This window comes from Nocardiopsis sp. YSL2 (genome assembly GCF_030555055.1).
Classification (GTDB): domain Bacteria; phylum Actinomycetota; class Actinomycetes; order Streptosporangiales; family Streptosporangiaceae; genus Nocardiopsis.
Window position 1 is genome coordinate 2,889,613 of record NZ_JAMOAO010000001.1, and the last position, 25,144, is coordinate 2,914,756.

Here is a 25,144-nt window from a genome sequence, read left to right on the forward strand (position 1 = left end):
GGCGGGGGAGACGCCGACGCGTCAGAGGTTGGGGGGAAGGTCGTTCGGGTCGTTCGGATCGAAGACGGCGCCGGCGTTGGCCTGTGCTTCCGCCGCCATCTCCAACGCACCGGCGAGGTAGTGGTTGGTCGCTTCCGAGCACCCCGTGATGGCGCTGGCGGTCTTCTCGATCATCGCCCGGCAGTCGGGCGAGTAGTGCTCCAGGAAGCCGTTGAGGGCGACGCTGACGGGCAGGCTGTCCGCACACGCCTCGGAGGCGGCGACCACCGCGTCGCCGAGGTCCCTCACGTGGCCGGTCAGTCCCGACGTGCCGTCCTGGTCACCCAGGTGCCCGTTGACGGTCGTCAGGACCGCGCCGACCGGCCCGGACTGGATGTTCCATGCGGACACGCGCGCCTCCCGGCTCGGGGCGGTGCTGTGGCGCACCGCCGTGGGACTCCGTCACCGTGAGTAGACGTGCGTCCGCCATGAGTGGTTCGCTCTGATTTCCTCTGTTTCGCGCCGGATCAGGTCAGTGCTGGTCGGCGGCCCCGGAGTCGCGCAGGGCGGTCTGGATGAGGCGGGCCGAGCCGCCGCGGGTCACCCACTGGCCGCGGCCCGGCGGCTGGGCGGTGGCGTACAGGCGGGGGAGGATCTGGCCCTCGCTGCGGTCACCGCTCATGACCAGAGCGCTCGTGCCGATCTCGCGCACCGACTGCACGAGCGGGTCGAACATGCCCCGGCTCGCTCCCGCGATGCGACGGGCCACCACGAAGTGCAGGCCGATGTCGCGCCCGTTGGACACGAACGGCACGAACGGGGCCAGCGGCTTCTGGCCCGCCGTGGTGAGCACGTCGTAGTCGTCCGCGAGCACCACGATCCGCGGGCCCTTGATCGAACCCGGCTCCAGCGCGTCCAGGTCGCCGTCCTCGGGCATCCGCGCCTCCAGCTCCTTGGCCACGCCCGCGGCCAGCCCGGCGCACACCTTGGGGCTGCTCGCGTATCCGCCCGTGTACTCCTCGGGGACGACACCGCGCAGGGTGCGCCGCGGGTCCATCACCGCGAACACGAGTTCGTCCGACGGGTAGCGCTCCACCAGCCCTTCGGCGACCAGTCGGAGCAGGTTGGTCTTGCCGCACTCCCCGTCCCCCAGGACCAGCAGGTTCTGGTCGCGGTCGAACAGGTCCAGCAGCACCGGCTCCATGGCCCGCTCGTCCACGCCGATCGGCACGGCCTTGGGCTCTGCCTCGGCGGTGGGCAGGCTGCGGGCGGGCAGCTCGTGCGGCAGGATGCGCACCTCGGGCGCGCGTGCGCCGCGCCAGGCGCGGTCCACGGCGGCGACCGCCTCCTCGACCCGCTCGCCCAGGTCGCGGTCGTGCGCCTCCAGATCCAGGCGGGGCAGGGCCACCTGGCCGAACAGCTTCCTGTCGGTGAGCACGCGGCCCTGGGCGCCGGCGCTGATCGTCTCGGACAGCTTCCGGTCGATCTGCGACTCCGAGGAGTCGTTCAGGTGCAGCTCCACCTTCTGGCCGAAGTTGGACTGGGCGGCGATGCGCACGTCGTTCCACCGCAGCATGCCCGCCACCACGTGGATGCCGTAGCCGCCACCGCGCTGGAGCAGGTCGGTGACGATGGGGTCGATGTCCTCGAAGTCCTTGCGGATCGCCCCGAAGCCGTCGATGCAGAACACCACGTCGGCGCTGGCCAGCTCGGGGACCTCGCCCCGGGCGTGCCGTCGGCGGAGCTGCTGGACGGAGTCGATGCCCCGGGTGCGGAAGACCTCCTGGCGTTGGTCGAGCATCCCTCGCACCTCCTCGACCGTGCGCCGCACCCGCTCGGCGTCGGTGCGCACCGCCACACCGCCCACGTGCGGGAGCCGCGAGAGCGACTGCAGCCCTCCCCCCAGCAGGTCCAGGCAGTACACGGTGACCTGCTCGGGGGTGTGGGTCAGCGACAGGGACAGCACCAGGGTGCGCAGCAGCGTCGTCTTGCCGCTCTGCGGCCCGCCGATGACCGCCGCGTGCCCGCCCGACGCGGTCAGGTCCAGCCGCCACGGGCCCTGCCACTGCTTGGTGGCGTCGTCCAGCAGGCCGAGTGGGACGTTCAGCACCTCGTGGTCGCCGGGCAGCCGGAGGCCGCGGTCGGTCTCCTCGGGTTCGCCGAGCACCGAGGCCAGCGTCGTCGCCGCGGGGAGCGGGGGGAGCCAGATCTCGCGCGTGTGCTCGCCGTGCCGGTCGAACTGGCCGACCATGACGTCCAGCAGGGTCGGCCCGGTCGTGCGGGACGGCATGACGGGACCGCTGTCGGCGGGCGCGCTCTCCCGCCCGCGCGCGGGCTCCTCGTCACCGGTGTTGTAGGCGGTGTAGGGGCGCACGGAGGGCCTGCCGTCGCCGGGCTCCTCCTCGGCCACCGGCCCGCGGTAGGCGCCGGACACGTAGCCCGCCTTGAACCGCTGGTAGACGCTGGTGTCCACCTTCAGATAGCCGAACCCGGGCAGGGACGGCAGGTGGAAGGCGTCGGGGGTGTTGAGGACGGTGCGGCTCTCCTCCTCGGAGAAGGTGCGCAGGCCGAGCCGGTAGGACAGGTAGGTGTCCAGGCCGCGCAGCTTGCCGCCCTCGATCCGCTGGCTGGACAGCAGCAGGTGCACGCCGATGCTCCGCCCGATCCGGCCGATGGACAGGAACAGCTCGATGAAGTCCGGCCGGGCGGTGAGCAGCTCGCCGAACTCGTCGATGATGACGAGCAGGTGCGGCAGCGGCGGCAGGCTCGGGTCCTGCTCGCGCTTGAAGGTGTAGTCCCCGATGTTGGGGACGTTGCCGGCGTCGCGCAGCACCTGCTGGCGGCGCTGCACCTCGCCCGACAGGCTGGCGTGGACCCGCTCGATCAGCGCGGCGTCGTCCTCCAGGTTGGTGATCACGCCCGCGACGTGCGGCATGTCCTCGAAGGGGGCGAAGGTCGCGCCGCCCTTGTAGTCGACCAGCACCATGCTCACCCGCTCGGGCGGGTGGGAGGCGGCCAGCGCCAGGACGAGCGTCCGCAGCATCTCGCTCTTGCCCGATCCCGTGGCGCCCACGCACAGCCCGTGCGGGCCCATCCCCAGCTGCGCGGACTCCTTGAGGTCGAGCACCACCGGCTGCCCCATGTCGTCGACGCCGATCGGCACCCGCAGGAACGCGCGCTCGCTCCGCGGCGCCCACATCCGCGGGACGTCCATGTCGCCGGGGTCGTGGACTCCCATCATGGCCGGGAAGTCCACGCTGCCGCCCTCCTGGGCGGTCTCCTCGATCGACTCCGGGGACAGCCGCAGCGGCGCGAGCATGCGCGCCAGGCCCAGGGTGGTGGCGGCCGGGACGTCGTCCACGGTGCCGGCGCTCACGATCGGGTCGGAGCCGCGCAGCTCCTCCACGCGCACCTGGTCGCCGTCGACGGTGACGCGCACGTTGACGTCGCTGGGCTCGTCGACCTGGCGGGACACCAGGTGCAGCACGGTGACGCCCAGGTCGACGGGGTCGATGGCGTGGTCGGGGCGCACCAGTTCGGCGGCGACCTCGCCGTGGGTGTCGTGGATGACGAGCAGGCGCCGCAGCATCTGGTACGCCTCGCGCTTGCCCATGCCCCGGCGGACCTCGGAGGCGAAGTCGGTGCGGGACCGCAGCTCGTCGGCGAGCAGCCCGCCGAGCTTGCCGGGGTCCGGCGCGATCAGGCGCACGGCCGCGCCGCCCTCGCGCCGCTGGGGATCGAGCACCTGGGGCAGCCACGGCAGCCATGCCCAGTCGTCGGCGCGGTCGGCCGGGTACGACACGGCCAGCCCGGCGTCCTCGGGGGCGTGGAAGGCGCCGAACTGGACGGCCAGCGCGCGCACGAGGCGCATCACGTCCTCGCGCTCCCCGATCACGCTCACGTTGCCCGCCATGTCCAGGGGGAGGGTGAGCGGCATCTCGGGGATGGACTCGAAGCGGCGGATGGCCGCCTGGGCCTCGGACAGCATGAAGGGGTCGGTGGGGGTGAGCGCGGTGCCCTGCTCGGCCAGGCGCAGGTGGCGGCCCTCGGTCAGGCCGGTCCCCACGCGCACCCGCAGGAAGTCGCGGTTGCGGCGGCGCCGCTCCCAGAGGCGGGTGGGGTCGCGCACGACGTCGTAGAGCGCCTCGGGCGGAGGGTCGAGCAGGCGGGCGTGCGCGCGGGTGCGCTGCTCCCAGCCGCTGAGCTCCTCACGCAGCTCCTCCAGGTACTGCAGGTAGAGCTCGCGCTGGTTGCGGCGCTGGCGGCCGACCTGGCCGCGTCGCGAGAAGAGCATGGCCAGGGCCGCGAGCAGTGCGACGCACAGCATCACGGCGCCCAGCGCCATGAACGCGGGGTTGCGCATCACCATCATGATCGTCAGCGACGCCATCATGCCGACCATCGGCAGGATGGTCATGAGCGGGTTGCCCTGGGCCTTGCCGTCGGGAAGGGTCGGCGGCGCCTCGACCTCGTGCGGCTCCTGCGCGGGAGTCGGGTGGACAGTCCGTGCCGGACGGTGCACGACGCGGAGGCTCATCGGCTTTCCTCTCGGCTCATGTGCGGGGAACACGAGTGACGTGCGACGTGCGGAACCCTATCGGAGGCGGACGGATCGGGGCGTTCCGGAACCCGGGGGCGCGTACGGTCCCGTTCGTCTCCGACGGCGGGAACGGGGTGTTGGTTCGCGCCGCGGGGTGCGCGGCCCCGCGGGTCGACGGGCGGCCCTTCGGGCGGCCGGGGGCCGGGAAGGTGTCGGACGTCACGTCGGCCGATCCGCGGCCGCCGGCCCGGCGGCGGAGCCGGTGGCCGGTCATGGCCCGCCCGACGGCTCCGAATCCCCGTCGTCGCTTGTCCACAGGCCCGCCATCGTCCCTGTTTCGTCGTGATCGTCCGCTGTAGTATCCGGAATTCCGAGCCGCGGGACGATGGTGCCCCGTGAACGGTTTCGACCCACGACGGTGAACCACTGACACCGTGCGCGCATCATCCCCTACGCGAGGCGACCGCCTCATGTGGACCCCCGAGGAAAGCAGGTGAACGGATGTCACGCTGGGACGTCGGCGAGAGCACGCTGACCACGCTCTCGCAGAGCACCGCGGGCACTGGCGACGAGCTCTCCAGCCTCATCGGACAGCTCGTCCAGGCCGCGGAACCGCTGTCCGGCAAGTTCGACGGCCCGGGCAAGGCCGCCTTCGACTCGTTCAAGTCCAGAGCCGACGGCATCTCCGCCGACCTGAGGGCCGGGCTCGGCTCCATCCAGGAGGGCCAGTCGGGCGTCAACACCTCGCTCAGCAGCGGTGCCCAGACGATGGCCGACGACGCCAACCAGAACATGGGCTCCGCCAACTTCGACGCCGCCAAGTTCCGCTGACCGACCACCCCTGAAGGAGCAACACGATGAGTGGACGCAACTCGTACGACGTCGGTGCCTCCCAGGAGGTCCAGGGCGACATCAGTACCATCGTCAGCCGTCTCGAGGCGATCATCGGCGAGCACGACACCGACGTCAGCCAGGCGATGGCCGACATGGAGATCGACGGTGTCTCCGAGGAGTACAACGAGAAGGAGATCAAGTGGCACAACGCCGCTAACGAGGTTCGTGCGATCATCCGTCTCGTCCGCGACACCCTGGAGACCAACGACGCCACCGCGGAGGAGTCCCTCAGCCGCGCGAGCGCGGCGGTCGCCAACATCTGACCGCCGACGGCGGGACAGGTAGCCGGAATCACCACCCCCGCGCACGCGGGACACTGCGAAGGAGTGCTGTTGGCCCGCGACTACGACAGCCAGCTACTCGAATCCGTCGCCGTGCGCCGCCAGCGGTTGCGCGAGGCGGTGCTCTTCGGTGGCCAGCGCACGCGTCGCCGGCTGGACGAGAACATCGGCAAGGTGGTGATCAGCGCCTGTCTCGCCGCGGTGGTCTGTGGCGGGACCGTGGGCTGGTCCTTCGTCAGCAACACCCTCAGCAGTCAGCGGATCGAGCAGGAACAGGCCTCCTCCGGGCCCGCCAACAACGCGGTGCCGCCCCTCCCCGGCGACTGGGTGGGCACGGAGGTGACCCTGGACATGCTGCGCGAGGAGCTCGACGCCGCGGGCGTCCCGGACAGCCTCTACGTCCTGCCGGGCGACACCCGCCCCGCGCCGGAGACCCTCGACAGCTACTACCTCCTCACCCAGGACTCGGAGGGCTACCTGTCCGCCGCCGTCATGGACTTCGACCGGGGCCGCCCAGGGCTGGAGTTCACGACCGAGGACCAGGCCGCGCGGTGGCTGTTCCGGGAACTGGCCACCACCGAGCCCGCCCCCGTGGTCCTCACGCCCGCCGAGGAGACGGCGGCCGAGCAGGCCACCGCGGAGCTGGTCGACGGTGTCCACGCCGACCTGGAGGAGCGCAGCGGCGACTCCTACCTGCACACACTGGAGGTCGGTGACGTCCTGGACGCCTTCGGCCAGGAGAGCGGCCGGGTCCTCAACCCGGACGGCACGCCCTTCGGCGAACGCGGTCTGCCCGGCTACGTCCGCACGGGGCCGGAGGACGAGGAGCTCTACCACCGGTACCGGGTCCTGCACCCGTTCCAGGTGAGTGCGACCATCGCCTCCGGGGGCGGCGTCCGGTTCACCCTCGACACCGCCGGGTTCGCCGAGGTTCCCCCGGCACCCACCATCCGCTGGCTGATCGGCAGCGGCTACCTCGAACGAGTCGCGGTCTCCGACGTCCCCGACTGACCACACGCGGACGTCGCGCGAGCGGCGGTTCCAGCACGACATTCAGGAGTAGGCGATGACTGCTTGGAGTCGGGTGACCCTCGTCGGCGAGGGGCGCCGGGTCGACGCCGTCCTGCCCGCGGCCGAACCCGTCGGCGCGCTCATGCCGGAGGTGCTCGACCTCCTCGGCGACCGGGTCGAGAACCCGGCGCGCCTGCGCCACCTGGTCACGGCCTCGGGCGCGGTGCTCGACGGCGATGTCACGCTCGCCGACCGGCAGGTCGCCGACGGCGCGGTGCTGCGGCTGGTCCGCGCCGAGGACCCCGTCCCGGCACCGGTGGTCCACGAGGTGCCCGAGGCGGTGTCGCGGGCGCTGGACGAGCACGGCGGGCGCTGGTCTCCGGTGGCGGCCCGGTGGACGGCGACGTCCGCCCTGGTCGCGTTGGCCCTGGGAGCCGGATGGGTGGCCGTGGCGCAGTGGCCCGGGACCTCGGGGGTGCTGGCCGTGGCGTCGGTCGCCGCCGTGCTCGTGGCGGTCGGCGCGGCCGTCGGACCGACCTGGCGCGAACCCCTGGGGACCGCGCTGACGATCGGCGGCACCGCGATGGGCGGGCTGGCGCTGTGGTCGGCGTGCGACCTCCTCGACTGGCCGGAGTGGGTCCGATGGGGCGGGCTGGCCGCGCTGGCGGCGGCGCTGGTCCTGCTGCTGGGGCTCACCTCCGGGTTGGGCCGGGGCGGGCTGACCGGGGGAGGGGCGGGGCTGGCCCTGGCCGCGGTGTGGTCGGTGAGCGCCGCGCTGGGTCTGCCCGCCGACCAGGTCGGCGTGATCGTCGCGGTGGCCTCCATGGTCCTGTTGAGCGTGCTGTTGCGGCTGGCGCTGATGTTCTCCGGCCTGGCGGTGCTGGACGACGAGCGCAGCTCCGGCGGTGCCGTCGCCCGCGTCGACGTGTTCACCTCCGTGGCGGGGGCGCACCGGAGCCTGGTCATCGCCACGGTCTCCGTGGCGGTGGGGGCCGCCGGCGCGGGTGTGGGGCTGGCCTCCGACCTCACGCCCTGGACCGCCGCGCTGCTGGTGGTGCTGGCGCTCGTGGTCGCCAGCCGGGCCCGGCTGTTCCCGCTCGTGGCGCAGAAGGCGGTGCTGGTCGCCGCGAGCCTGACGGTGCTGCTGAGCTTCCTGGCGTCCCTGACCCAGGCGGTGCCCTGGGGGGTGTGGCCCGCGCTGGGGATCGCCGCCGCGGTGGCCGCGATCCCGGTCGTGGTCCTGTCCGTCGAGCAGCCCGAGCACGTCAGAGCCAGGCTGCGCGGGGTGACCAGCAGGCTGGAGGCCATCGCCGTCGTGGTGATGGTGCCGGTGGCGATCGGTGCGTTCGGCACCTACGAGCGCCTGCTCGCGACGTTCTGACCGGGGAGAGACGATGAGCGCAACGCAGACCGCGGCGCCCCGGACCGTGTCGGGGGACGGCTGGCCGCGCCGTGTGGGCCGGGCGGTGCTACGGCCCTTCCGTCCGGTGGGCGAGGTGGCCGACGCGATCGAGGTGGGGGCACGGCTGCAGCGGTCCACCGCGACGGGGCGGCGGATCCTGGTCGACGACCTCGGCACGGAGGCGGACACCGCTGTCGTGACCGCGCTCCTGGGCCGCGTGTTCGCGCACTACCGGCACGACCGCGTGCTCGCGGTGGACGCGACCGGTGGCCTTCCCTCACTGGGCACCAGGCTGGCCACCGTGCACGACGGCGGGATCGGCGGCGGGATGGACACCACGTCGTTCGAGTCGGCCCGGTCCGCGCTGGGCGAGGTCGGTGAGCGGCTGTGGACGGCTCCGGCCGATCCGGGCGACGCGAGCGCCTACGTCGCCGGCCTGCTGCCACTGTCCAGGTTCTTCGGGGTGACCCTCGTGGCCGGATCGGACGGCGGCTTCGTGGACGCGGTGGGAGCGGGCGCGCACGCCCGTGTCCGGGTGGTCCGGGCGACCCGGGACGCCGCCGCGCGGGTGGGCCGTGAGATCGACCGACTCGTCCGGGACGGGCGGGGGGACGAGCTCGGGCGGACCGTGGTGGTCGTCCTCGACCACCGGCACCGCGAGGACCCGGCGTTCGACGCCGTGCGCACGGCCCGCATCGTGGCCGAGTCCGGAGCCGACGCGGTGATCTGGCCGTTCGACCGCCACCTGGCCCAGGGCGTGGCCGTCGCGCCCCGCCGGATCTCCGAGGCCACGCACAGAACGGTCCTCCACGTGGCCGCCGAAGCCTTGAACAGGGCGGTCGATGGTGATCGCCCGACCGTGCGACAGGGAAGCGCGCCATGAACCAGCACGATCCACGCCCCGAGCCACCGGACGAGCAGACGCCTGTGCTGCCCGACGACATCCAGTTCCCCTACGCGGTGCAGCGCCCCGCACCCGGCGAGCCCACCGGCCCCCAGCACTCCCCGCAGGGCCCGGCCCCGCAGCCTCCGCCCGGACACCCCGTGCCGTCCTCGCAGCAGCCACCCGCCCCGTCGCCCTACGCGCCGCCGGGACCGCCGCCGGTCCCGGGCACCTGGGGACCGCAGGGTCCCCCTCCTGCGTCGGGGCCGCAGGCGCCCCATGGTGCGCCAGCCGGGCACGGGCCTCGGAGCGGTCCGGTACCCGGAGGGCACTCCGGGCCGCAGTCTCCCCAGGGATCCCAGCCCCCGTCGGGTCCGCAGGTGCCACCGCGTTCGCAGGGAGGGGTTCCCACGGGGCCGTCGGGGCCGCAGGCGTCCCAGTGGCCGTCGGGGGCGTACGCACCGCCGGCGCCCCAGGTACCCCGTGGGCCGCAGGTCCCCCCGCACGGCTCAGGCGAGCGGTCCGGGCCCGGGCCGCAGCCGCCCCCGACCGCTCAGGGCCCGTCCGGGCCGCAACTTCCCCATGGCGCGCCCCCGCCGCCGGGAGCGTACGCGCCGCAGGGGCCCGGGGGCGCCCGGGCTCCGCATCCGCCGACCGGGCAGCGGTATGCGTACCCGCCCGCTGCCCCGGACCCTCGCCTGTCCGGGCCGCAGGCCTCCCACGGCGGATCGGCCCCGAACACCGTGGCCAGTGACTCGGTGGCGGAGGCGTTCCTCTCCGGTGCGCCGATGCCCGCGCCGCCGCGCACCGCCCCGGAACCCCCGGCCGAACCGAGGTCCCGGCACGCGCCCCCCGCTTCGGCCGCGCCGTCGCGCGCTCCCGAACCCGAGCCCCGCGGAGCGCGGGACCGGTCGGTGTGGCCGGTGGAGGAGGCGTCCGGGCCCGCGGGGCCGAGCGCCCCCGCCGGGCCCGTGGAGCCGGAGCCCGTGGCGCCGACTCCCGCCGCGGAGCCGGACCCGCCGGTGGCCGAGGAGACGGTCGAGCCCGTCGAACCCGGTCCTCCTGCCGCGGTACCGGACTCCGCGCTCCGTGTGTCGGAGCCGGACGCCCCGGTGGCCGGTGACGGGCCCGAGTCCGCGGAACCGGCTGACCCGGTCGTGACGCCCCCTGAGCCCGGGACGGCCGTGTCGCCGCCTCCCGCGACGAGGCCCGACGCCTCCGTCTCCCAGGACGCGCACGGGCCCGCGGAACAGGCCGCTTCTGCCGCGTCCCCGGAACCACAGGCCGCCGTGTCGCCGCCCGCGGGTGCGGAGCCGGAGGTCCCCGTGTCCGAAGGGACACCCGGGTCCGGCGACACCGCACCCGAGCCGAGCGCTCCCGCCGCCGGCGAGCCGGAGGTCCCGGACGTGCCCGCGGCGACGGTCGACGCGGAGGCCACGGAGACGTTCGTCCGGCCCGCGCAGGCGTGGTTCGGGACCGGCTCGGACACCGCCGCACGCAGACCCCCGGCGGTCCGGCCGCCGCACCCCGGTACGCCGACGGTGGTCACCGTGCCCGGTGCGGGCGACTCCCCGAACCCGGACGCGGAGGAGACCGACACGTTCGTCGTGCGCGCCGCCGACCGGAGGGCGTCGGCCGCGACCCGTGGTGAAGCCGTTCCGTCGGCCCCGGACGCGGCCGCGCCCGTCGACGGGTCACCCGCGGAACCCGAGCACGTCCCCGTGCCGGGCGGATACGAACAACGGATCATCGCGCTCGCCCCCGTCCCCGTCTCACGCTGGGGCAGGGCGCTCTTCGCCGCGACCGGCGGACGTCTGAACCTGGGGTGAACCCGTGGTCGGCTGACCTGGGGAGAGGCGCGCCCGCCTCCCCATGCGGACGCGCCTCCGGGGGTGCCGACCAGCGGCACCTCCCCTCGTCCGGACGAGTGCGCGGGGCCGCCCTCTCGTGGGGGCCAGAGGACCCCGCGGTCCTCGTCCGGGGCGCCGACCGGGCCGTGTGCTTCCCCTCAGAGCCACACAGCGGTCGGCGCGACCGCCCGGCACCGGGTCCCTCCCCCCTCTGGTGGGACCGCGCGGCGCCGGACGGCGTCACATGGTCATCGCCGCCGCCTCCCCAGGCCGTCGAGCAGGGTCAGGGCCTCCCGGTGCGTGGGCGGCAGCGGCACGGACCACACGGCGACACCGTGTTCCCAGCCCGGACCCCGGCGCAGGACCTCCAACTCCCGGTCGACCTGTTCCGACCGTGACGCGACCACCGCGATCCGGCCCCGGTCGACCACGCACACCGACTCCCCGCGGCTGAAGTACCGCCGCAGCTCGTAGCCGAGCACGATGAGCCGTGCCGCCCGCCGCCACGGGTCGATCGACGGGTCCAGGGCCAGAACGACGAGCTGGTGGCCCAGCGCCGACGGGGCCGTGCCCTCCGGCGACCGGTAGAGTTCACCGACGCGTGTGCGCAGGTAGGCAGGCGTGCCCAGCCCGGTCAGCGGATCCTGGCAGTGGTCCTGGGTACGTCCGGCGTCGACCCATCCCTCGGCCAGGGCCCGGACGAGTTCGAACGGCGCGTGCTCCCATCCGGCGACCCCGGTGAACGCCGCCAGGTCGGCCAGGCTGTGGCCGATGTCGACCCCCGACCTCCCCCGGGCCTCACCCAGGCGGGTGCAGGGATCGACCAGGTCGGCCCCCGACGTGTAGGCCTCGCACACCGTGTCGACGGAAGGCGTCCACCATCCGCCGGGCGGGTCCCATCCGGCCTCCTGGCTGCGCCGCCCCCACGCGGCGCGCAGCTCGTGGGCGTGGGCCGTACGGCCGCACCCGGCACTGACTTCCGTCTCGCCCATGGCTCCGCTCCCGGTCGGTGGATCTCTCCGGGCGAGAGGCGGGGTCCGCGCCCCCGCGGTGGACCGCCCCTCTCGCCTTCGACCTAAATACGGAGATCGGTGGCGACCATGACGCGGATGCGGGATATTTTTTCGAGCACGAGTTTTCTGACCCCCGACCAGCGTTCCTTCTGGCTTGTGGCGGGATCGATGAGAGAGGGCGCTGGTGACCGACGCCGACGGCAATCACACAGAGGTACTCCTCGGTGACGCTGAAATCATCAAGCGGGTCCGCGGCGGTGACACCGGTGCCTACGCCACGCTCTACGAGCGCCACGCGGCCGCCTCGCGCGGCCTCGCCCGGCAGCTGCTCCGCGGCGACGCGGAGGTCGAGGACGCGGTCGCGGAGGCCTTCACCCGCGTCCTGAGCGTCATCCAGCGGGGCTCCGGCCCCACGGACTCCTTCCGCCCCTACCTGCTCACCGCCGTGCGCAACGCCGCCTACGACCGCGGCCGGGGCGACAAGCGCCAGGTCGTCACGGACGACATGGAGAGCTACGACTCCGGTGAGCCGTTCGTGGATCCCGCTCTGGAGGGCCTCGAACGCTCTTTGATCGCGCGTGCCTTCCTCTCCCTCCCCGAGCGCTGGCAGTCCGTGCTCTGGCACACCGAGATCGAGGGCATCAAGCCGGCCGAGGCCGCGCCCATCCTCGGGATGAACGCCAACGGCGTCGCCGCCCTGGCCTACCGCGCCAGGGAAGGGCTCCGACAGGCCTATCTCCAGATGCACCTGGCGGGCGGCGCGGCGCCCGAGGCGTGCCGCCCCGCCCTCAACCTGCTCGGCGCCTACGTCCGCGGCGGCCTGTCCAAGCGCGACACGGCCAAGGTCGACAGCCACATGGACGGCTGCGCGGACTGCCGCGAGGTGTACGCGGAGCTCATGGACGTCAACGTCGGACTGCGCGGGGTCGTTCTGCCGATCTTCGTCGGCGCGGGCGCCGCGGGCTACCTGGCGACCACACCCGGGGGCGCGGCCACCGGGGCGATGTGGAGCCGCATGTCCCGGAGCCAGCAGCAGCTGACGGCCGGGACCACCGCCGCGGCCGGGATGGCGGTGGCGATCGCCCTCGCCCTGGTCGGAGGCCAGGAACCGCTGCGGGAGGAGGAGACGGCCCCCGCGGCGGCGCCTCCCGCCCATGCCGCCCCGCCGGACGACCCGCCGCCGGGTGCCCCCGCCGATCCGCCCGGAACCCCGGCGGGGGCACCGGCGGACCCGCCGCCCGACGAGTCCCCCGACGCCGACCCGCCGCCCGCCCCCAGCGAGGCCCGGCCCCCGGCCGACATCCCCGAGGACGAACTCCCGTTGGAGGAGGCGCCCGGCCCCCTGTTCGCGGCGGGGATCGACCCGGTGGGCGCGCTGATCCCGGGCGAGGACGGTGTCATGGTCCTGGACGTGCGCAACATCGGCGCGGCCACGATCGAGGACGTCGTCGCCCTCATCACCCTGCCGCCGGGGGTCTCGATGATCGCCGGCGGAGGGGCCGGAGCGGCCGTGCCCGCGACCGTGGGGAACGGTGACTGGAGCTGCGCCGCGGAAGCGGACGGCGGCCGCTGCGTGCACGCGGGCATGGAGGCGGGCGAGGACGGGACCCAGTTCTTCGACGTGCGCGTGGCTCCCGACGCCGACCTCGGTGTCCCCGCGGACGTGACCGTCTCCTCGGGGGACGTCACCGCCACGGCGACGGGCGAGCGGGGCGTGAGCGCGCAGGGAGTGGCCGCGCGTTACGCGACGGCGGGACGGGTCCGGACCGAGACGGTCGGCAACGCCCTCATGACCTGTGTCGAACCGGAGTCCCCGCACTGGCCCTGGCCCTGGTGGGGGCGCCCCGGTACCCCCGGTGCGGAGCCGGGGGAGCCCCCGGAGGTGCCCGGGGAGCCCCCGGAGGTGCCCGGGCTCGGCGGCTCCGACGGGGCCGGTACCCCCGGCGACGTGCCCGGTGGAGCGGTCGGCGGGAGTGACGGCGGTGATCTGCGGCGGGCCCCCTCGGACCCGGGCGGTCCCCTCAGCCCAGGGCAGGAGAGCACGCCAGGGATGTCTGAGGAAAGTGTTCTCTCCGGGGCGGATGTGACACCGCAGGCGCCGGATCACGAATCGGACAACGATGTGCCCGTTCCGACGTCGGCGCCCGGCGCTCCCTCCGCTCCCGAGAGTGACGGGGCCGAGGAGTCCGACGGGCCCGAGGACGGCTACCCCGGCCCCTCGCCGAGCGCCCTTCCGGAGGTCGAGCAGGGCGGCACGGACGGTCCCTGTGCCCAGGCCCGGGCCCGGAAGGGCGACCGCCGCGACAACGACCACTGGGAGATGTCCGCGCTCGACCGCGACTGGGATCCCACCACCGCGTCGTCCAGTTCCGCGACCTGGCGGCTGCCCGAGGGAGGGTCCGTGCGCTGGGCGGGACTGTACTTCTCCGGCGGGGGCGCGCCCGACGCGGCCACCGCTCGGATCAAGGGCCCCGGCATGGTCTCCTACGCCGATGTCGAGGCCGCCGACACGACCGTCGCCGACCTGCCCGGCTACCCCGCCTACCAGGCCTTCGCCGACGTCACCGACCTCGTGCGGGCCCACGGCGGCGGTGAGTGGTGGGTGGCCGACGTCCCCGCCCGGGAGGGCCGCGCGGTCTACGCCGGGTGGAGCCTGGTGGTCGTGATGGAGGACCCGGAGGTCGGCTCCTACCAGCAGGCCATGGTCCTGGACGAGACCGGCGCGGTCTTCCAGGACCCGGACGGGCTCGGTTTCCCGGTGTCGGGCCTGCTGCCGGCGTCGGTTCCGGCCGTGGTCGACGTGGTCGCCTGGGAGGGCGACGACGAGCTCCACGGGGACCGGGTGACCGTGGACGGCCGGGTGCTGGTCCCCCAGGACGGGTACGCGACCGGCGACAACGCCTTCGTCGGGTCGGCGCGCGGCGCGGTCGGCGACCCCATGGCCTTCGGAACCGACGTGCTCCGGACCGCGCCGGTGCTCGGGCGCGAGTCGGAGTTGCGCGTCGCCTCGGAGGGGGACGCCGTGCTGATCGGTGTCGTGGCGGTGACGGCGCCCATGCGGACCTGACAGCGGGTCCGCCGGTGCCGCCGCGGTGACGCTCCGTGGACCCGGCTCACCGGGACGGATGCCGAAATCCGACTATGCGTGCCTAGTAAGTAACTCTCAGTATTTGAAGGTGGCACACAAAACGAGACAGTTTTGGCTAGGCTGTGCCCCGGCCATGGATATGGCCCAGAGTTGATAGGGAAGGGGGCGGTGTCACGTGGACCGCTGCGCGTTGTTCGTCGACGCGGGGTACCTTCTCGCTGACGGCGCGATGGCCGTACACGGAACCCGCAACCGGGACTCCGTCTCCTGGGACTACTCCGGACTCGTCCAGTTCCTCAACGAGGTCGCGCGCGACCGCACCGGCCTGCCGCTGCTGCGGTGCTACTGGTACGAGGCCGTCGCCGACGATCGCCGCACGCAGGAACAGGACGGCATCGCCGACATCCCGGGCATCAAGTTCCGCGCGGCGCGGATCAGGCCCGGACGGCGCGAGGGCGTGGAGAGCTACGTCCAACGGGACCTCACGACCCTGGCCCGCACCGGCGTCCTGTGCGACGCCGTCCTGGTCAGCGGGGACGAGGACATGGCGTCGGTCGTCGCGGACGTGCAGGACCTCGGCGTGCGCGTCACCGTCGTGCACATCTCCGTCGAGGGCAACTGGACGATCTCCCGCCAGCTGCGCCGCGAATGCGACGACCTCATCGAGATCGGCGCCGGCCACCTCCGGCCGCACGTGAACCTGCTCACCGGCAGTGAGGCCTCCCAGGAGAGCGCCTCCAAGACCACCACGCCGTTCGCCAACGGCCGCGCCCGCTCGGCGCCCGAGACCCCCCGCCAGCCCGTGGTCGCCCAGCCCGGTGCGAGCCGGGTCGAGCCGGCCACCACGTCCAGCGGGGGCCTGGAGGCGATGTTCGCCGAAACCGGCGGGCAGCCCGCGCCCCAGGGCAGCGCCATGGACCAGCTGCGCGCCATGCGCAGGTCGCTCGCACAGCAGCGCGGCGGCGGGGACCACCTGGCCGGGCGCGGTGCCGACTCCCAGCCGTCCGGTCCGATCGACGCCAACGGGTTTCCGTCCGGGGGACAGCCCGCCATGGGCGGCGGCCGCTATCCGGGCACGTCCGCGGGCGGGGCGCCCTCGACCCCCAACGGCCAGGGGAACTACCCGATGACGGGCTCCCACGGCGGTCTGGGCCGGCCGGAGGGCTACACCCTGCCGGGCAGACAGGCCCCCACGGGGAACGGCCAGCCGATGGGCAACGGGCAGCCGATGACCGGGGCCCAGCGACCGTACTCGCCGGGGACGGGCCCGCAGCGCTCCTTCGCGGGCGGTACCGGACCGCAACAGTCCTTCGCCGGTGGGACCGGGCCACAACAGTCCTTCGCGTCGGGGACGGGACCACAGCCCTCGTTCGCCGCCGACCCCCAGACGGGACACGCGCCACCGCAGAGAAGCGCGCCACCGCCGGAACAGCGGTTCGGACCCGGGGACGACTCCGGTTTCGGGGGTGGGCACGAGACAAACCCTACCTATGGGACCAGTACGGAAACTGACGCCGCACGACGCGGCGGGCCGGCACCCGGATACGGGGTGCGGCCGCCTACTGGTCCCGACCACGACACCGTCCGGTACGGTACCGACGGTTATCAGGAACCGCGTTCAAGTCCTGGATATCCCCAGCAGAGCGGTCCCGGCGCGAATACCGTTGACGAAGCGGTGCATGTCGCGCACAAAGAAGGGAACGACTTCGCGGAGTCGATCGCCCGCGAGGCGCCCGCCCTGTGGGTGGAGGCCGTTCTCGCGCGTAGGCCCCGGATGCCCTCCGATCTGGAGGCGCGTCTGCTCCAGGGGTCCTCGCTACCGATCGACCACCTGTTGCGCGACGAGGTCCGGGACGGACTGCGCCAGGGGTTCTGGCAGGCACTGGAGCGCGCCAGGCCCTGAGCGGCGCGTGGGAGTGCGAGTAGGGGATGGCGGCGATGCGGTTGACGCACGTGACGACGGCGGAGCTCGATCGTCTGGAGTTCCATGCCGTCAGGTCCGGCGAACACGGAGGAGTCGCCGCCCAGCTACTGGAGCTGGCCAACCGGGTCGACGCCGGTAGTGAGATCGGCCGCGCGGAGCTGTTCGTCCGGGCGGGGGAGCAGTGGGAGATCGCGCAGGAGTTCGAGCGTGCCTGCGCGGCCTACCAGCGGGCGATCGACGACGGCGGCTCCACGGTGATCGACGCGCGCGCCCTGCGCGCAGGCGCGCTCCTGCACCTGGACGAAGTGGAGCGGGCACAGGCGCAGCTCAAACGCCTGGAGACCGAGGGGCCGCACGGCCTGTCCACCCACATCCACATCGCGGAGGCGCTCTACGCCCACGACGACCTGGAAGGCGCCGAGAGGTGGGCCACAGCCGGCGCCCGCCGGCACGTCGATGGCGAGGTGACCCCCTACGTGCACGATCTGCTGATGGAGCTGCTGCGCATCCGGTTCCGTATCCGCACCGATCTCGGGTTGGACGAGGACGATCTGGACGAGTGGGCCGATGCGCTCTGAGCGCGTGCGTCCCCCGCGGCGCCGCACCGCGCCGCCCGGCCACACCACCCCACCGCCCCGGCGGCCGCACCACGACCGTCGGGAACTTCACCACGCGCCCTGATCGCCATCGCCCCCACGGGGGCCTAGTCTGAGTCCGGCCGCCTTCCCGCGGCGTCCGAGCCCTTGCCCGAACCCCCCGCTGTGGCGGGGGTCCGAGGCGTGCCATACCACGCCCCCGGTGTGCTCATCCTCGTCCGGGTGGAACCCGAGAAATCGGCGACACGCCATCATCTTGCGGTGTTCCGAGGCGCCATCCCCTAGATGTAGTATCGGGCCCGCTGGTGGTTCACCCCGCGGGGTGAGGCGAGAGGGAACCCGGTGTGAATCCGGGGCTGCCCCGCAGCGGTAAGTGGGAACGAAGGCCGTCACACGCACTGGGAACCCCTGAGAGTGCCCGGGAAGCGACAGTCGGTAGGCCGCCCACGAGCCCGAAGACCTGCCACCGGCGCGCACGCCAGACGTGCGCCGACGACGGGGCTTCGAGGGTGAGCCGCGCCGACCCACCGGTCCGTCGACCGCTCGCATCCAGTGCGTCGGTCCCCCCGGTGTGCCGTGCGCCTTGCTGACTCGTGTCCCCTCCCCGCCGGGACTCTTCTACCGAGGTTGGAGCCGCTGTATGACCCTTGACGTCGAGGCCGTGCCCGCATCCGTCCGGCCCGAGACGGCCACCGACGGCGCGCCCCCCGCCGCCATCGACCGGATCGAGCACGTCGTAACCGAGGCCTGCGCGCGGCTGTCGGGTGTTTCGGCGGACAAGGTCCTCACGGAGGCCCGACGCGGCTTCTTCCCCGGCATCTCCGACGCCGAGGTCGAACTCGCGCTGGTCATGGCGGCCCGCAGCTTCGTGGAGGTCGACCCCGACTACTCCCACGTGGCCGCGCGCCTGCTGCTGGACAAGCTCCGCCGCGAGGCCCTCACGTTCATCAGCGGATCCCCCGACGCCGCGGGCCAGTCCGAGATGGCCGACCGCTACCCGGCCTACCTGGCCGCCTACGTCGGCCGCGGCATCGACCTCGGGCAGCTCGACCCCGCGCTGGCCCGGTTCGACCTGGACCGCCTGGGCAAGGCGCTGCGCCCCGAGCGCGACGAGCAGTTCACCTTCCTGGGCATCCAGACCCTCTACGACCGCTACTTCCTGCACAGCGACGAGGTCCGCTACGAGCTGCCGCAGGCGTTCTTCATGCGCGTGGCGATGGGCCTGGCGCTCAACGAGGACGACCGCGAGGCGCGCGCGATCGAGTTCTACGAGCTGCTCTCCTCGTTCGACTTCATGGCCTCCACGCCCACCCTGTTCAACGCGGGCACGGTCCGCGCCCAGCTGTCGTCGTGCTTCCTCACCACCGTCGGCGACGACCTGCAGGACATCTTCCACGGCATCAGCAACAACGCGATGCTGTCCAAGTACTCGGGCGGCCTCGGCAACGACTGGACCCCGGTCCGCGGCCTCGGATCGCACATCCGGGGGACCAACGGCAAGAGCCAGGGCGTCGTCCCGTTCCTGAAGATCGCCAACGACACCGCCGTCGCGGTCAATCAGGGGGGAAAGCGGAAGGGCGCGGTCTGCGCCTACCTGGAGACCTGGCACATCGACATCGAGGAGTTCCTCGACCTCCGCAAGAACACCGGTGACGAGCGCCGCCGCACCCACGACATGAACACCGCGAACTGGGTCCCCGACCTGTTCATGCAGCGGGTCGAGGAGGGCGGCGACTGGACCCTGTTCTCGCCGAACGAGGTGCCCGACCTGCACGACAAGTACGGCACGGACTTCGCCGAGGCCTACACCCGCTACGAGGCCGAGGCCGCGGCGGGCCGGATCAAGGTGTCCAAGACCCTGCCGGCCGTCGAGCTGTGGCGCCGCATGCTCACCATGCTGTTCGAGACCGGCCACCCGTGGATCACCTTCAAGGACCCCTCCAACCTGCGCTCGCCCCAGCAGCACACGGGCGTGGTCCACTCCTCCAACCTGTGCACCGAGATCACGCTGAACACCAGCGCCGACGAGGTCGCCGTCTGCAACCTGGGATCGGTCAACCTCGCCCAGCACGTGGGACCGCAGGGCCTGGACGCCGAGCGGCTGCGCCGGACCGTGCGCACCGCCGTGCGCATGCTCGACAACGTCATCGACGTGAACTTCTACACGATCCCCGAGGCGCGCCGAGCGAACATGCGCCACCGCCCCGTGGGCCTGGGCCTGATGGGCTTCCAGGACGCGCTGTTCAAGCTGCGCACCCCCTACGCCTCGGACGGCGCCGTCACGTTCGCCGACGAGAGCATGGAGCTGATCAGCTACTACGCGATCGAGGCCTCCGCGGAGCTGGCCGCCGAGCGCGGCTCCTACGAGTCCTTCGACGGCTCGCTGTGGAGCCAGGGCATCCTGCCGATCGACTCCCTGCGGCTGCTGGCCGAGGCCCGCGGCGGCGTGCTGGACATGGACCGCGGCGAGACCCTGGACTGGGACTCGCTGCGCGAGCGCGTCCGCTCGACCGGCATGCGCAACTCCAACGTGATGGCCATCGCGCCCACCGCGACCATCGCCAACATCACCGGCGTCGGCCAGTCGATCGAGCCCGTCTACCGGAACCTGTTCGTGAAGTCGAACATGTCCGGCGACTTCACGGTCGTCAACCCCTACCTGGTCCGCGACCTCAAGGAGCGCGGACTCTGGGACGACCAGATGGTCTCCGACCTGAAGATGCACGACGGCAGCCTGGGCGCCATCGACCGCGTCCCCGCCGACCTCAAGGCGCTCTACGCGACCGCGTTCGAGGTCGACCCCGAGTGGCTGGTGGACGCGGGCTCGCGCCGCCAGAAGTGGATCGACCAGGCCCAGTCGCTGAACCTGTACATGGCGGCGCCGAGCGGCCGCAAGCTGGACGCCCTGTATCGGCGCGCCTGGAAGTCCGGGCTCAAGACCACGTACTACCTGCGCTCGCAGAGCGCCACGCACGTGGAGAAGAGCACGCTCAAGGGCACAGACGGCCGCCTCAACGCCGTCTCCTCCGGCCCGGCCCCGGCCCCGGCTCCGTCGCCCGCGCCGTCCCCGAGCCCGTCGCCGTCGCCCGCCCCGAGCCCGGCTCCGGCCCCCGCCCCGAACGCCGCACCCGCCGACGCCGGTGAGGACGAGTTCGACATCGTGGACGGCCAGGCCTGCTCCATCGACGACCCCGAGTGCGAGGCCTGCCAGTAGTAGAAGGCAGCCCCCCGGGGCGGCGGCTCGCGAGCCGCCGCCCCGGCGAACCACTCTCCCCAGACACGACAGTTCCGGCCACGACGGCCGGAGAACGGAAGTACCCGAGGATGACCACCGTCTCCGAGAACAGCGCCGCCGCCACCAGCGGCCTCGGCGAGATCCAGCGCGACGCCGAGCGCGTCAACGTCGACGACAAGGCGATGATCAACGCCCGCGCCGACGTCAACCAGCTGCTGCCGCTCAAGTACACCTGGGCGTGGGACAAGTACCTCGCGGGCTGCAACAACCACTGGATGCCCACCGAGGTCGCCATGCAGGCCGACATCGCCCTGTGGAAGTCCAAGGACGGTCTGACCGAGGACGAGCGCCTGATGCTCAAGCGCAACCTCGGGTTCTTCGCCACCGCGGAGTCGCTGGTGGCCAACAACATCGTCCTGGCCGTCTACCGCCAGCTGACCAACCCCGAGTGCCGCCAGTACCTGCTGCGTCAGGCCTTCGAGGAGGCGGTGCACACCCACACCTTCCAGTACATCTGCGAGAGCCTCGGCCTGGACGAGGGCGAGCTCTTCAACATGTACCGCGAGGTCCCCTCGATCACGGCCAAGGACGCCTGGGCGCTCAAGTACACCCAGAACCTGGAGGACCCGGAGTTCCGCACCGGTACGCCCGAGGCCGACCAGGCGTTCCTGCGCGACCTGGTGGCGTTCTACGTCATCTTCGAGGGCATGTGGTTCTACACGGGCTTCGCGCAGATCCTGTCGCTGGGCCGCCGCAACAAGATGGTCGGCATCGCCGAGCAGTACCAGTACATCCTGCGCGACGAGTCGATCCACCTGAACTTCGGCATCGACGTGATCAACCAGATCAAGATCGAGAACCCGCACCTGTGGAGCACCGAGTTCCAGGCCGAGGTCCGCACCATGCTGACCGAGGCCTGTGAGCTGGAGGTGGCCTACGGCCGCGAGACCATGCCGCGCGGCGTGCTGGGGCTCAACGCCGAGCTGTGCGAGAAGTACATGCACTTCATCACCGACCGGCGCGCGGAGCAGATCGGCCTGGCGCCGATCTTCGGGGAGAGCGAGAACCCCTTCCCGTGGATGAGCGAGATGATGGACCTGCAGAAGGAGAAGAACTTCTTCGAGACCCGGGTCATCGAGTACCAGACCGGCGGCGGCCTGGACTGGGACTGACCTGCGAGGACACGGCCCCCTGGACCCTTCGGCGGAGGGTACGGGGGGGCCGTTTTGGGAGAGATTTGGGAGACGACCCCGGAAATCTCCCTGGCGCCCTGCCTCCGGTAGGGCGCCAGCAGCTCGTCGAGCAGGGCCACTGGCGAGTGCGGGTGCATCGCCGCGCGGGCCTTCAGGGACGCCTCCCAGTTGCGCGTCAGCATGTCCAGGAGCGCCGCCGTCATGGCCGGGGTCACCTGGCTGTACACGGCGCCGATGCCGCCCATCTCATGTCCGAGCCGCTGGTGCTGGAGGACCTCGGGCACGCCGCCCTCGATCATCGCCCGCTTGTGGGAGTGCCGGGCCAGCCCGTGCGGTGTGATCCCCGGCGCGATCGGATCCCAGGTGATCTCTGAGCGCTTGCGCGGAGACCGGCCGCGCACCGGCATCCCCGGCCAGGGTTCGGCGAGCAGCGGCACCGGACGCTCCTCCTGGACCTCGCCCTGGCCGTTCTTGGCGCCCGGATACAGGCCCGTGGACGCCGCGCCGATGAGCCACGGTTTGTAGGACCCGCGTCGGTGATGGGGCGCTCCGTCCCGCCCGGTGAAGACGTGCACGCCGCCGCGGTGGGCCGGCTCCTGGCCGCCGCGGAGGAAGTCGCCGTCGAACCGCTCTGCCAGGTCGGAGTCGATGCCCAGCTCCGTGAGCGACCGATCCTTCGGGTGAGCGAGGAGCGCCTTCTCCATCTCCTCCGACCAGGCGCTGCGCCGCTTGAGCGCCGCCACCAGGAACCGGTGGACGGTGCGCGGCCGGTGGCAGGCGCACGTCTTCGTCGGCTTGTTTGGGAGGGCTTTCATCTGGTGCCGGAGCAGCTCGCACACGAACTTCGGGATGGCGATGTCGCGGAAGGAGTCGTCCTTGGGCGCCTGCCGGTACCAGTCGCCGCCGTGCTCGTAGAGCTGCCACTCCACGCGAATCAGGCCCTCGTCCGGACGGCAGTACTCCCGTTCGAGGCCGACCATCTCGCCGAACCGGAGGCCTGCGTTGTACATCGTGATGCCGGCGATGAACTCCTCGTCCCGACCACTCAGCAGCGCCATCCGTTCGGACAGCAGCAGCGCGCCGAGCGCGTCGGTGGTCACCCGCTCCCGTCCACGGGTGCCTTTCGTCCGTCCGGTGCCCGAGCGGCGGCCGCGGTTGGACTTGACCTCGGCGGGGTTGGAGGTGAGGTGTCCCGCCTCGATCGCGTCGGAGCACAAGGTGTAGAGCGTGGAGCAGTATCCGCGGATGGTCGACTCGGCGTACCCGGCGGCCCGCTTGACCCGCTTGAACTCGGTGATCTGCTCCGAGGTGATGTCGGCGAGCAGCATGTCCGCCCACATCGGACCGTCGGGGCCGTGCGGTTCATGGGGGAGGAGGTGGTTCTCCAGGTGGTTGCGCAGGCCGCTTCGGTGGGAGATGCCGACGTCTTGGAGCGGGTACCAGGTGTTCGACCACTGGCCGAAGGTGATGCCGTCTTGCTGGCGGAAGCGCCGGGCGGCTTCGACTACGGAGGGGGCGGACTCGGCGTCCAAGCCCATTCGGATCTTGGCTTCCTTCTCTGTGCCCCACTTCTCGGCGTCGCGTTTGCGAGTCCATCGGTTGCCCTGGTCATCGCGGGACGCGGTGGCGTAGGTGCCGTCGGCTGTCTGGTAGCGGACGCGGTAGTAGTCGCCGTCCTTCTTGGACGAGCGCTTCTCCACGAAGGCCATGGGCCTCTCCTGTTGGGGGTAGTAGAGCGCCCCCTCCGGTTGGAGGGGGCGTATCTGGTCAGGGCCCGGAGTGCGGGCGGGCGGCGGTCAGTACTGGTGGGTCGGGTCGCGCAGCTCCTCTGGGACGAACTCCGTCGGCCAGGCCCCGAGCTGAAGGTCGACGGTGGACGGGACCGTCGTGTCCTGTACTGGAGCCGGGCACGTTCACGAGCGGCCCCCTGGCCCGCTGATGTGCGGATGAGGCTGGCGGCAGGTGGCTGGCTGTACGTGTGCCGAGGGTCGCGCAGTCCCTCGGGGACGGACTCATCGCACACGCGCACGTGGCGCAGGTGCCCCAGATAGGCCCAGGGGTCTCTCCGGACGAGGGTGATCGGCACCCAGACGCCGAAGTTGTTGATCCAGTGCCTCACCACCACGTCGGGGGACTGGTGGATCACCTCCTCCACTACCTCGACGGCCGGGCAACCGACTTGGAGGGTCGATGCAGATGGCGTCGAATCGCTCGCTCAGGGCTACTCGTGCGGACAGGGACAGTGACGCTGGGCGGACGTAGACGGTGGGCGGGACCGCCGTGTCCTTTGGGGAGGACGCACTACTCATTGCGACCTTTCGTCCGAACCAATTTGGCCGGGGAAGGTCGCATCATTGTATGTGGCACAGATCACATTGGACAGGCGTTCGGAAGGGCGAAAAGTAAAATCCGGGCAATTGACCTGCGCAAACGGCAGTCATCCGATCACCCTCCGAAACGCATGCGCATGATGTGATCCCTCATCTCGGACACCACCTTCTCGCGTGGCACGCCGTCGGGACCGGCATGGACGTCTGCTTCCCCAGTCGCCAGCGTCTGCGCCTGTGGGGGGGGACGAAGACGATCTTGAGGGTGTAGTAGAGCTTCCCGGCTGGGCGCGCCACTCCGCGCCACTCCAGGGTCTCGTTGGGAGGCATGGGGTTGGCCGTCCAGGCGGCCGAGGGGGGCGGGCTGCATCGCGGGGCGACGTCGGCGTCCGGGGGGGGGGGCGGTGTGGTGTCCGGCTCTCTGGCGAGGGGGCGTGGCGGCGTGCCGGCGAGGGCGTCCTTCACACTGCCGGTTCCCACTCCAGGGCGTGCTCGATCCCTCTTGGGTCTTGCGCCTCGGGCGCCCCTTGCCTTATTCGCAGGTCGTAGTAGGTCTGAGTCGAAATCTGGGCACGTTGGATCACCTCTTCCACGTGTAGGTCTAGCTCGTCGCGGCGCCGGTCCATGGCGTCGACGAGGTAGCTGAAGTCGGGTGAAGGCATGGCTACAGGATAGCCGACTAGATTCTAGATCGCGTCTATATCTGGCCTAGTTAGGTCAAGCTTACCTCAAATTATGGTCGTCTCATAGAATCTATCTTGAAGTTACTCGTCGGTACAGCTGACCTAGACTCAAGCTAGGCCTCAATATTGAGCTATGACAGACCTCAAGCTCCAACAGAGCATCACTGGAGCGCCACCGCAAGTTGGCCGGGTTCAGCGTCCCCGCGCTGGCGCGGGAGATGGGTGTCACGCCACTGCACATGTAC

The 25,144-nt window shown here is 72.1% G+C and carries 15 protein-coding genes and 1 riboswitch; of the genes, 11 read left to right on the top strand and 4 right to left on the bottom strand.

Translation table 11 applies throughout. From position 1 onward, the window contains the following. Positions 1-21 precede the first annotated feature (21 nt). Positions 22-390: a DUF6507 family protein gene (locus tag M1P99_RS12535; RefSeq protein WP_304452821.1), complete on the bottom strand. Its 369-nt coding sequence runs from the start codon at positions 388-390 to the stop codon at positions 22-24. A 121-nt stretch (positions 391-511) separates the two neighbouring features. Further along, a complete protein-coding gene (gene eccCa / locus M1P99_RS12540) occupies positions 512-4,516 on the bottom strand; it encodes a type VII secretion protein EccCa (RefSeq protein WP_304452822.1) in 4,005 nt (1,334 codons plus the stop codon). Between the two features lie 504 nt (positions 4,517-5,020). On the opposite strand from eccCa, the gene M1P99_RS12545 reads away from it, so the two are divergent. The 6 genes from M1P99_RS12545 (at position 5,021) to M1P99_RS12570 (ending at position 10,819) form a co-directional block, all read left to right on the top strand. Then, complete coding sequence (locus M1P99_RS12545) at positions 5,021-5,350, top strand: hypothetical protein (RefSeq protein WP_304452823.1); 330 nt, start codon at positions 5,021-5,023, stop codon at positions 5,348-5,350. Between the two features lie 26 nt (positions 5,351-5,376). Then, positions 5,377-5,676 (top strand): pore-forming ESAT-6 family protein, encoded by a 300-nt coding sequence (locus M1P99_RS12550; RefSeq protein ID WP_304452824.1) that lies wholly within the window; start codon positions 5,377-5,379, stop codon positions 5,674-5,676. 69 nt (positions 5,677-5,745) lie between these two features. Next, positions 5,746-6,705: a TNT domain-containing protein gene (locus M1P99_RS12555; protein WP_304452825.1), complete on the top strand. Its 960-nt coding sequence runs from the start codon at positions 5,746-5,748 to the stop codon at positions 6,703-6,705. Between the two features lie 55 nt (positions 6,706-6,760). Further along, positions 6,761-8,086, top strand: a complete 1,326-nt coding sequence (locus M1P99_RS12560) for an EsaB/YukD family protein (protein ID WP_304452826.1) — start codon at positions 6,761-6,763, stop codon at positions 8,084-8,086. A gap of 13 nt (positions 8,087-8,099) precedes the next feature. After that, positions 8,100-8,990, top strand: coding sequence for an ATPase (locus M1P99_RS12565; RefSeq protein ID WP_304452827.1), 891 nt, complete (start codon positions 8,100-8,102; stop codon positions 8,988-8,990). Positions 8,991-9,976: 986 nt separating this feature from the next. After that, positions 9,977-10,819: a hypothetical protein gene (locus M1P99_RS12570; RefSeq protein ID WP_304452828.1), complete on the top strand. Its 843-nt coding sequence runs from the start codon at positions 9,977-9,979 to the stop codon at positions 10,817-10,819. A gap of 269 nt (positions 10,820-11,088) precedes the next feature. Here the strand turns inward: M1P99_RS12570 and M1P99_RS12575 are convergent, their stop codons facing one another. Continuing rightward, positions 11,089-11,832, bottom strand: coding sequence for a hypothetical protein (locus M1P99_RS12575; protein WP_304452829.1), 744 nt, complete (start codon positions 11,830-11,832; stop codon positions 11,089-11,091). 205 nt (positions 11,833-12,037) lie between these two features. Between M1P99_RS12575 and M1P99_RS12580 the strand changes: the two genes are divergently transcribed. The 5 genes from M1P99_RS12580 (at position 12,038) to M1P99_RS12600 (ending at position 21,868) form a co-directional block, all read left to right on the top strand. Then, positions 12,038-14,920, top strand: coding sequence for a sigma-70 family RNA polymerase sigma factor (locus M1P99_RS12580; protein ID WP_304452830.1), 2,883 nt, complete (start codon positions 12,038-12,040; stop codon positions 14,918-14,920). A 196-nt stretch (positions 14,921-15,116) separates the two neighbouring features. Continuing rightward, entirely contained in the window at positions 15,117-16,844 is a 1,728-nt protein-coding gene (locus M1P99_RS12585) for an NYN domain-containing protein (protein WP_304452831.1), read from the top strand. 26 nt (positions 16,845-16,870) lie between these two features. Continuing rightward, positions 16,871-17,443, top strand: coding sequence for a hypothetical protein (locus M1P99_RS12590; RefSeq protein WP_304452832.1), 573 nt, complete (start codon positions 16,871-16,873; stop codon positions 17,441-17,443). A gap of 307 nt (positions 17,444-17,750) precedes the next feature. Continuing rightward, positions 17,751-17,944: riboswitch (cobalamin riboswitch) on the top strand. A 157-nt stretch (positions 17,945-18,101) separates the two neighbouring features. Next, entirely contained in the window at positions 18,102-20,675 is a 2,574-nt protein-coding gene (locus M1P99_RS12595; protein WP_304452833.1) for a ribonucleoside-diphosphate reductase subunit alpha, read from the top strand. Between the two features lie 110 nt (positions 20,676-20,785). Beyond that, on the top strand, positions 20,786-21,868 hold the full coding sequence (locus tag M1P99_RS12600; protein ID WP_304452834.1) for a ribonucleotide-diphosphate reductase subunit beta: 1,083 nt from the start codon (positions 20,786-20,788) through the stop codon (positions 21,866-21,868). Between the two features lie 2,809 nt (positions 21,869-24,677). On the opposite strand, the gene M1P99_RS12605 is transcribed toward M1P99_RS12600, so the two are convergent. Beyond that, on the bottom strand, positions 24,678-24,878 hold the full coding sequence (locus M1P99_RS12605; RefSeq protein ID WP_304452835.1) for a hypothetical protein: 201 nt from the start codon (positions 24,876-24,878) through the stop codon (positions 24,678-24,680). Positions 24,879-25,144 lie beyond the last annotated feature (266 nt).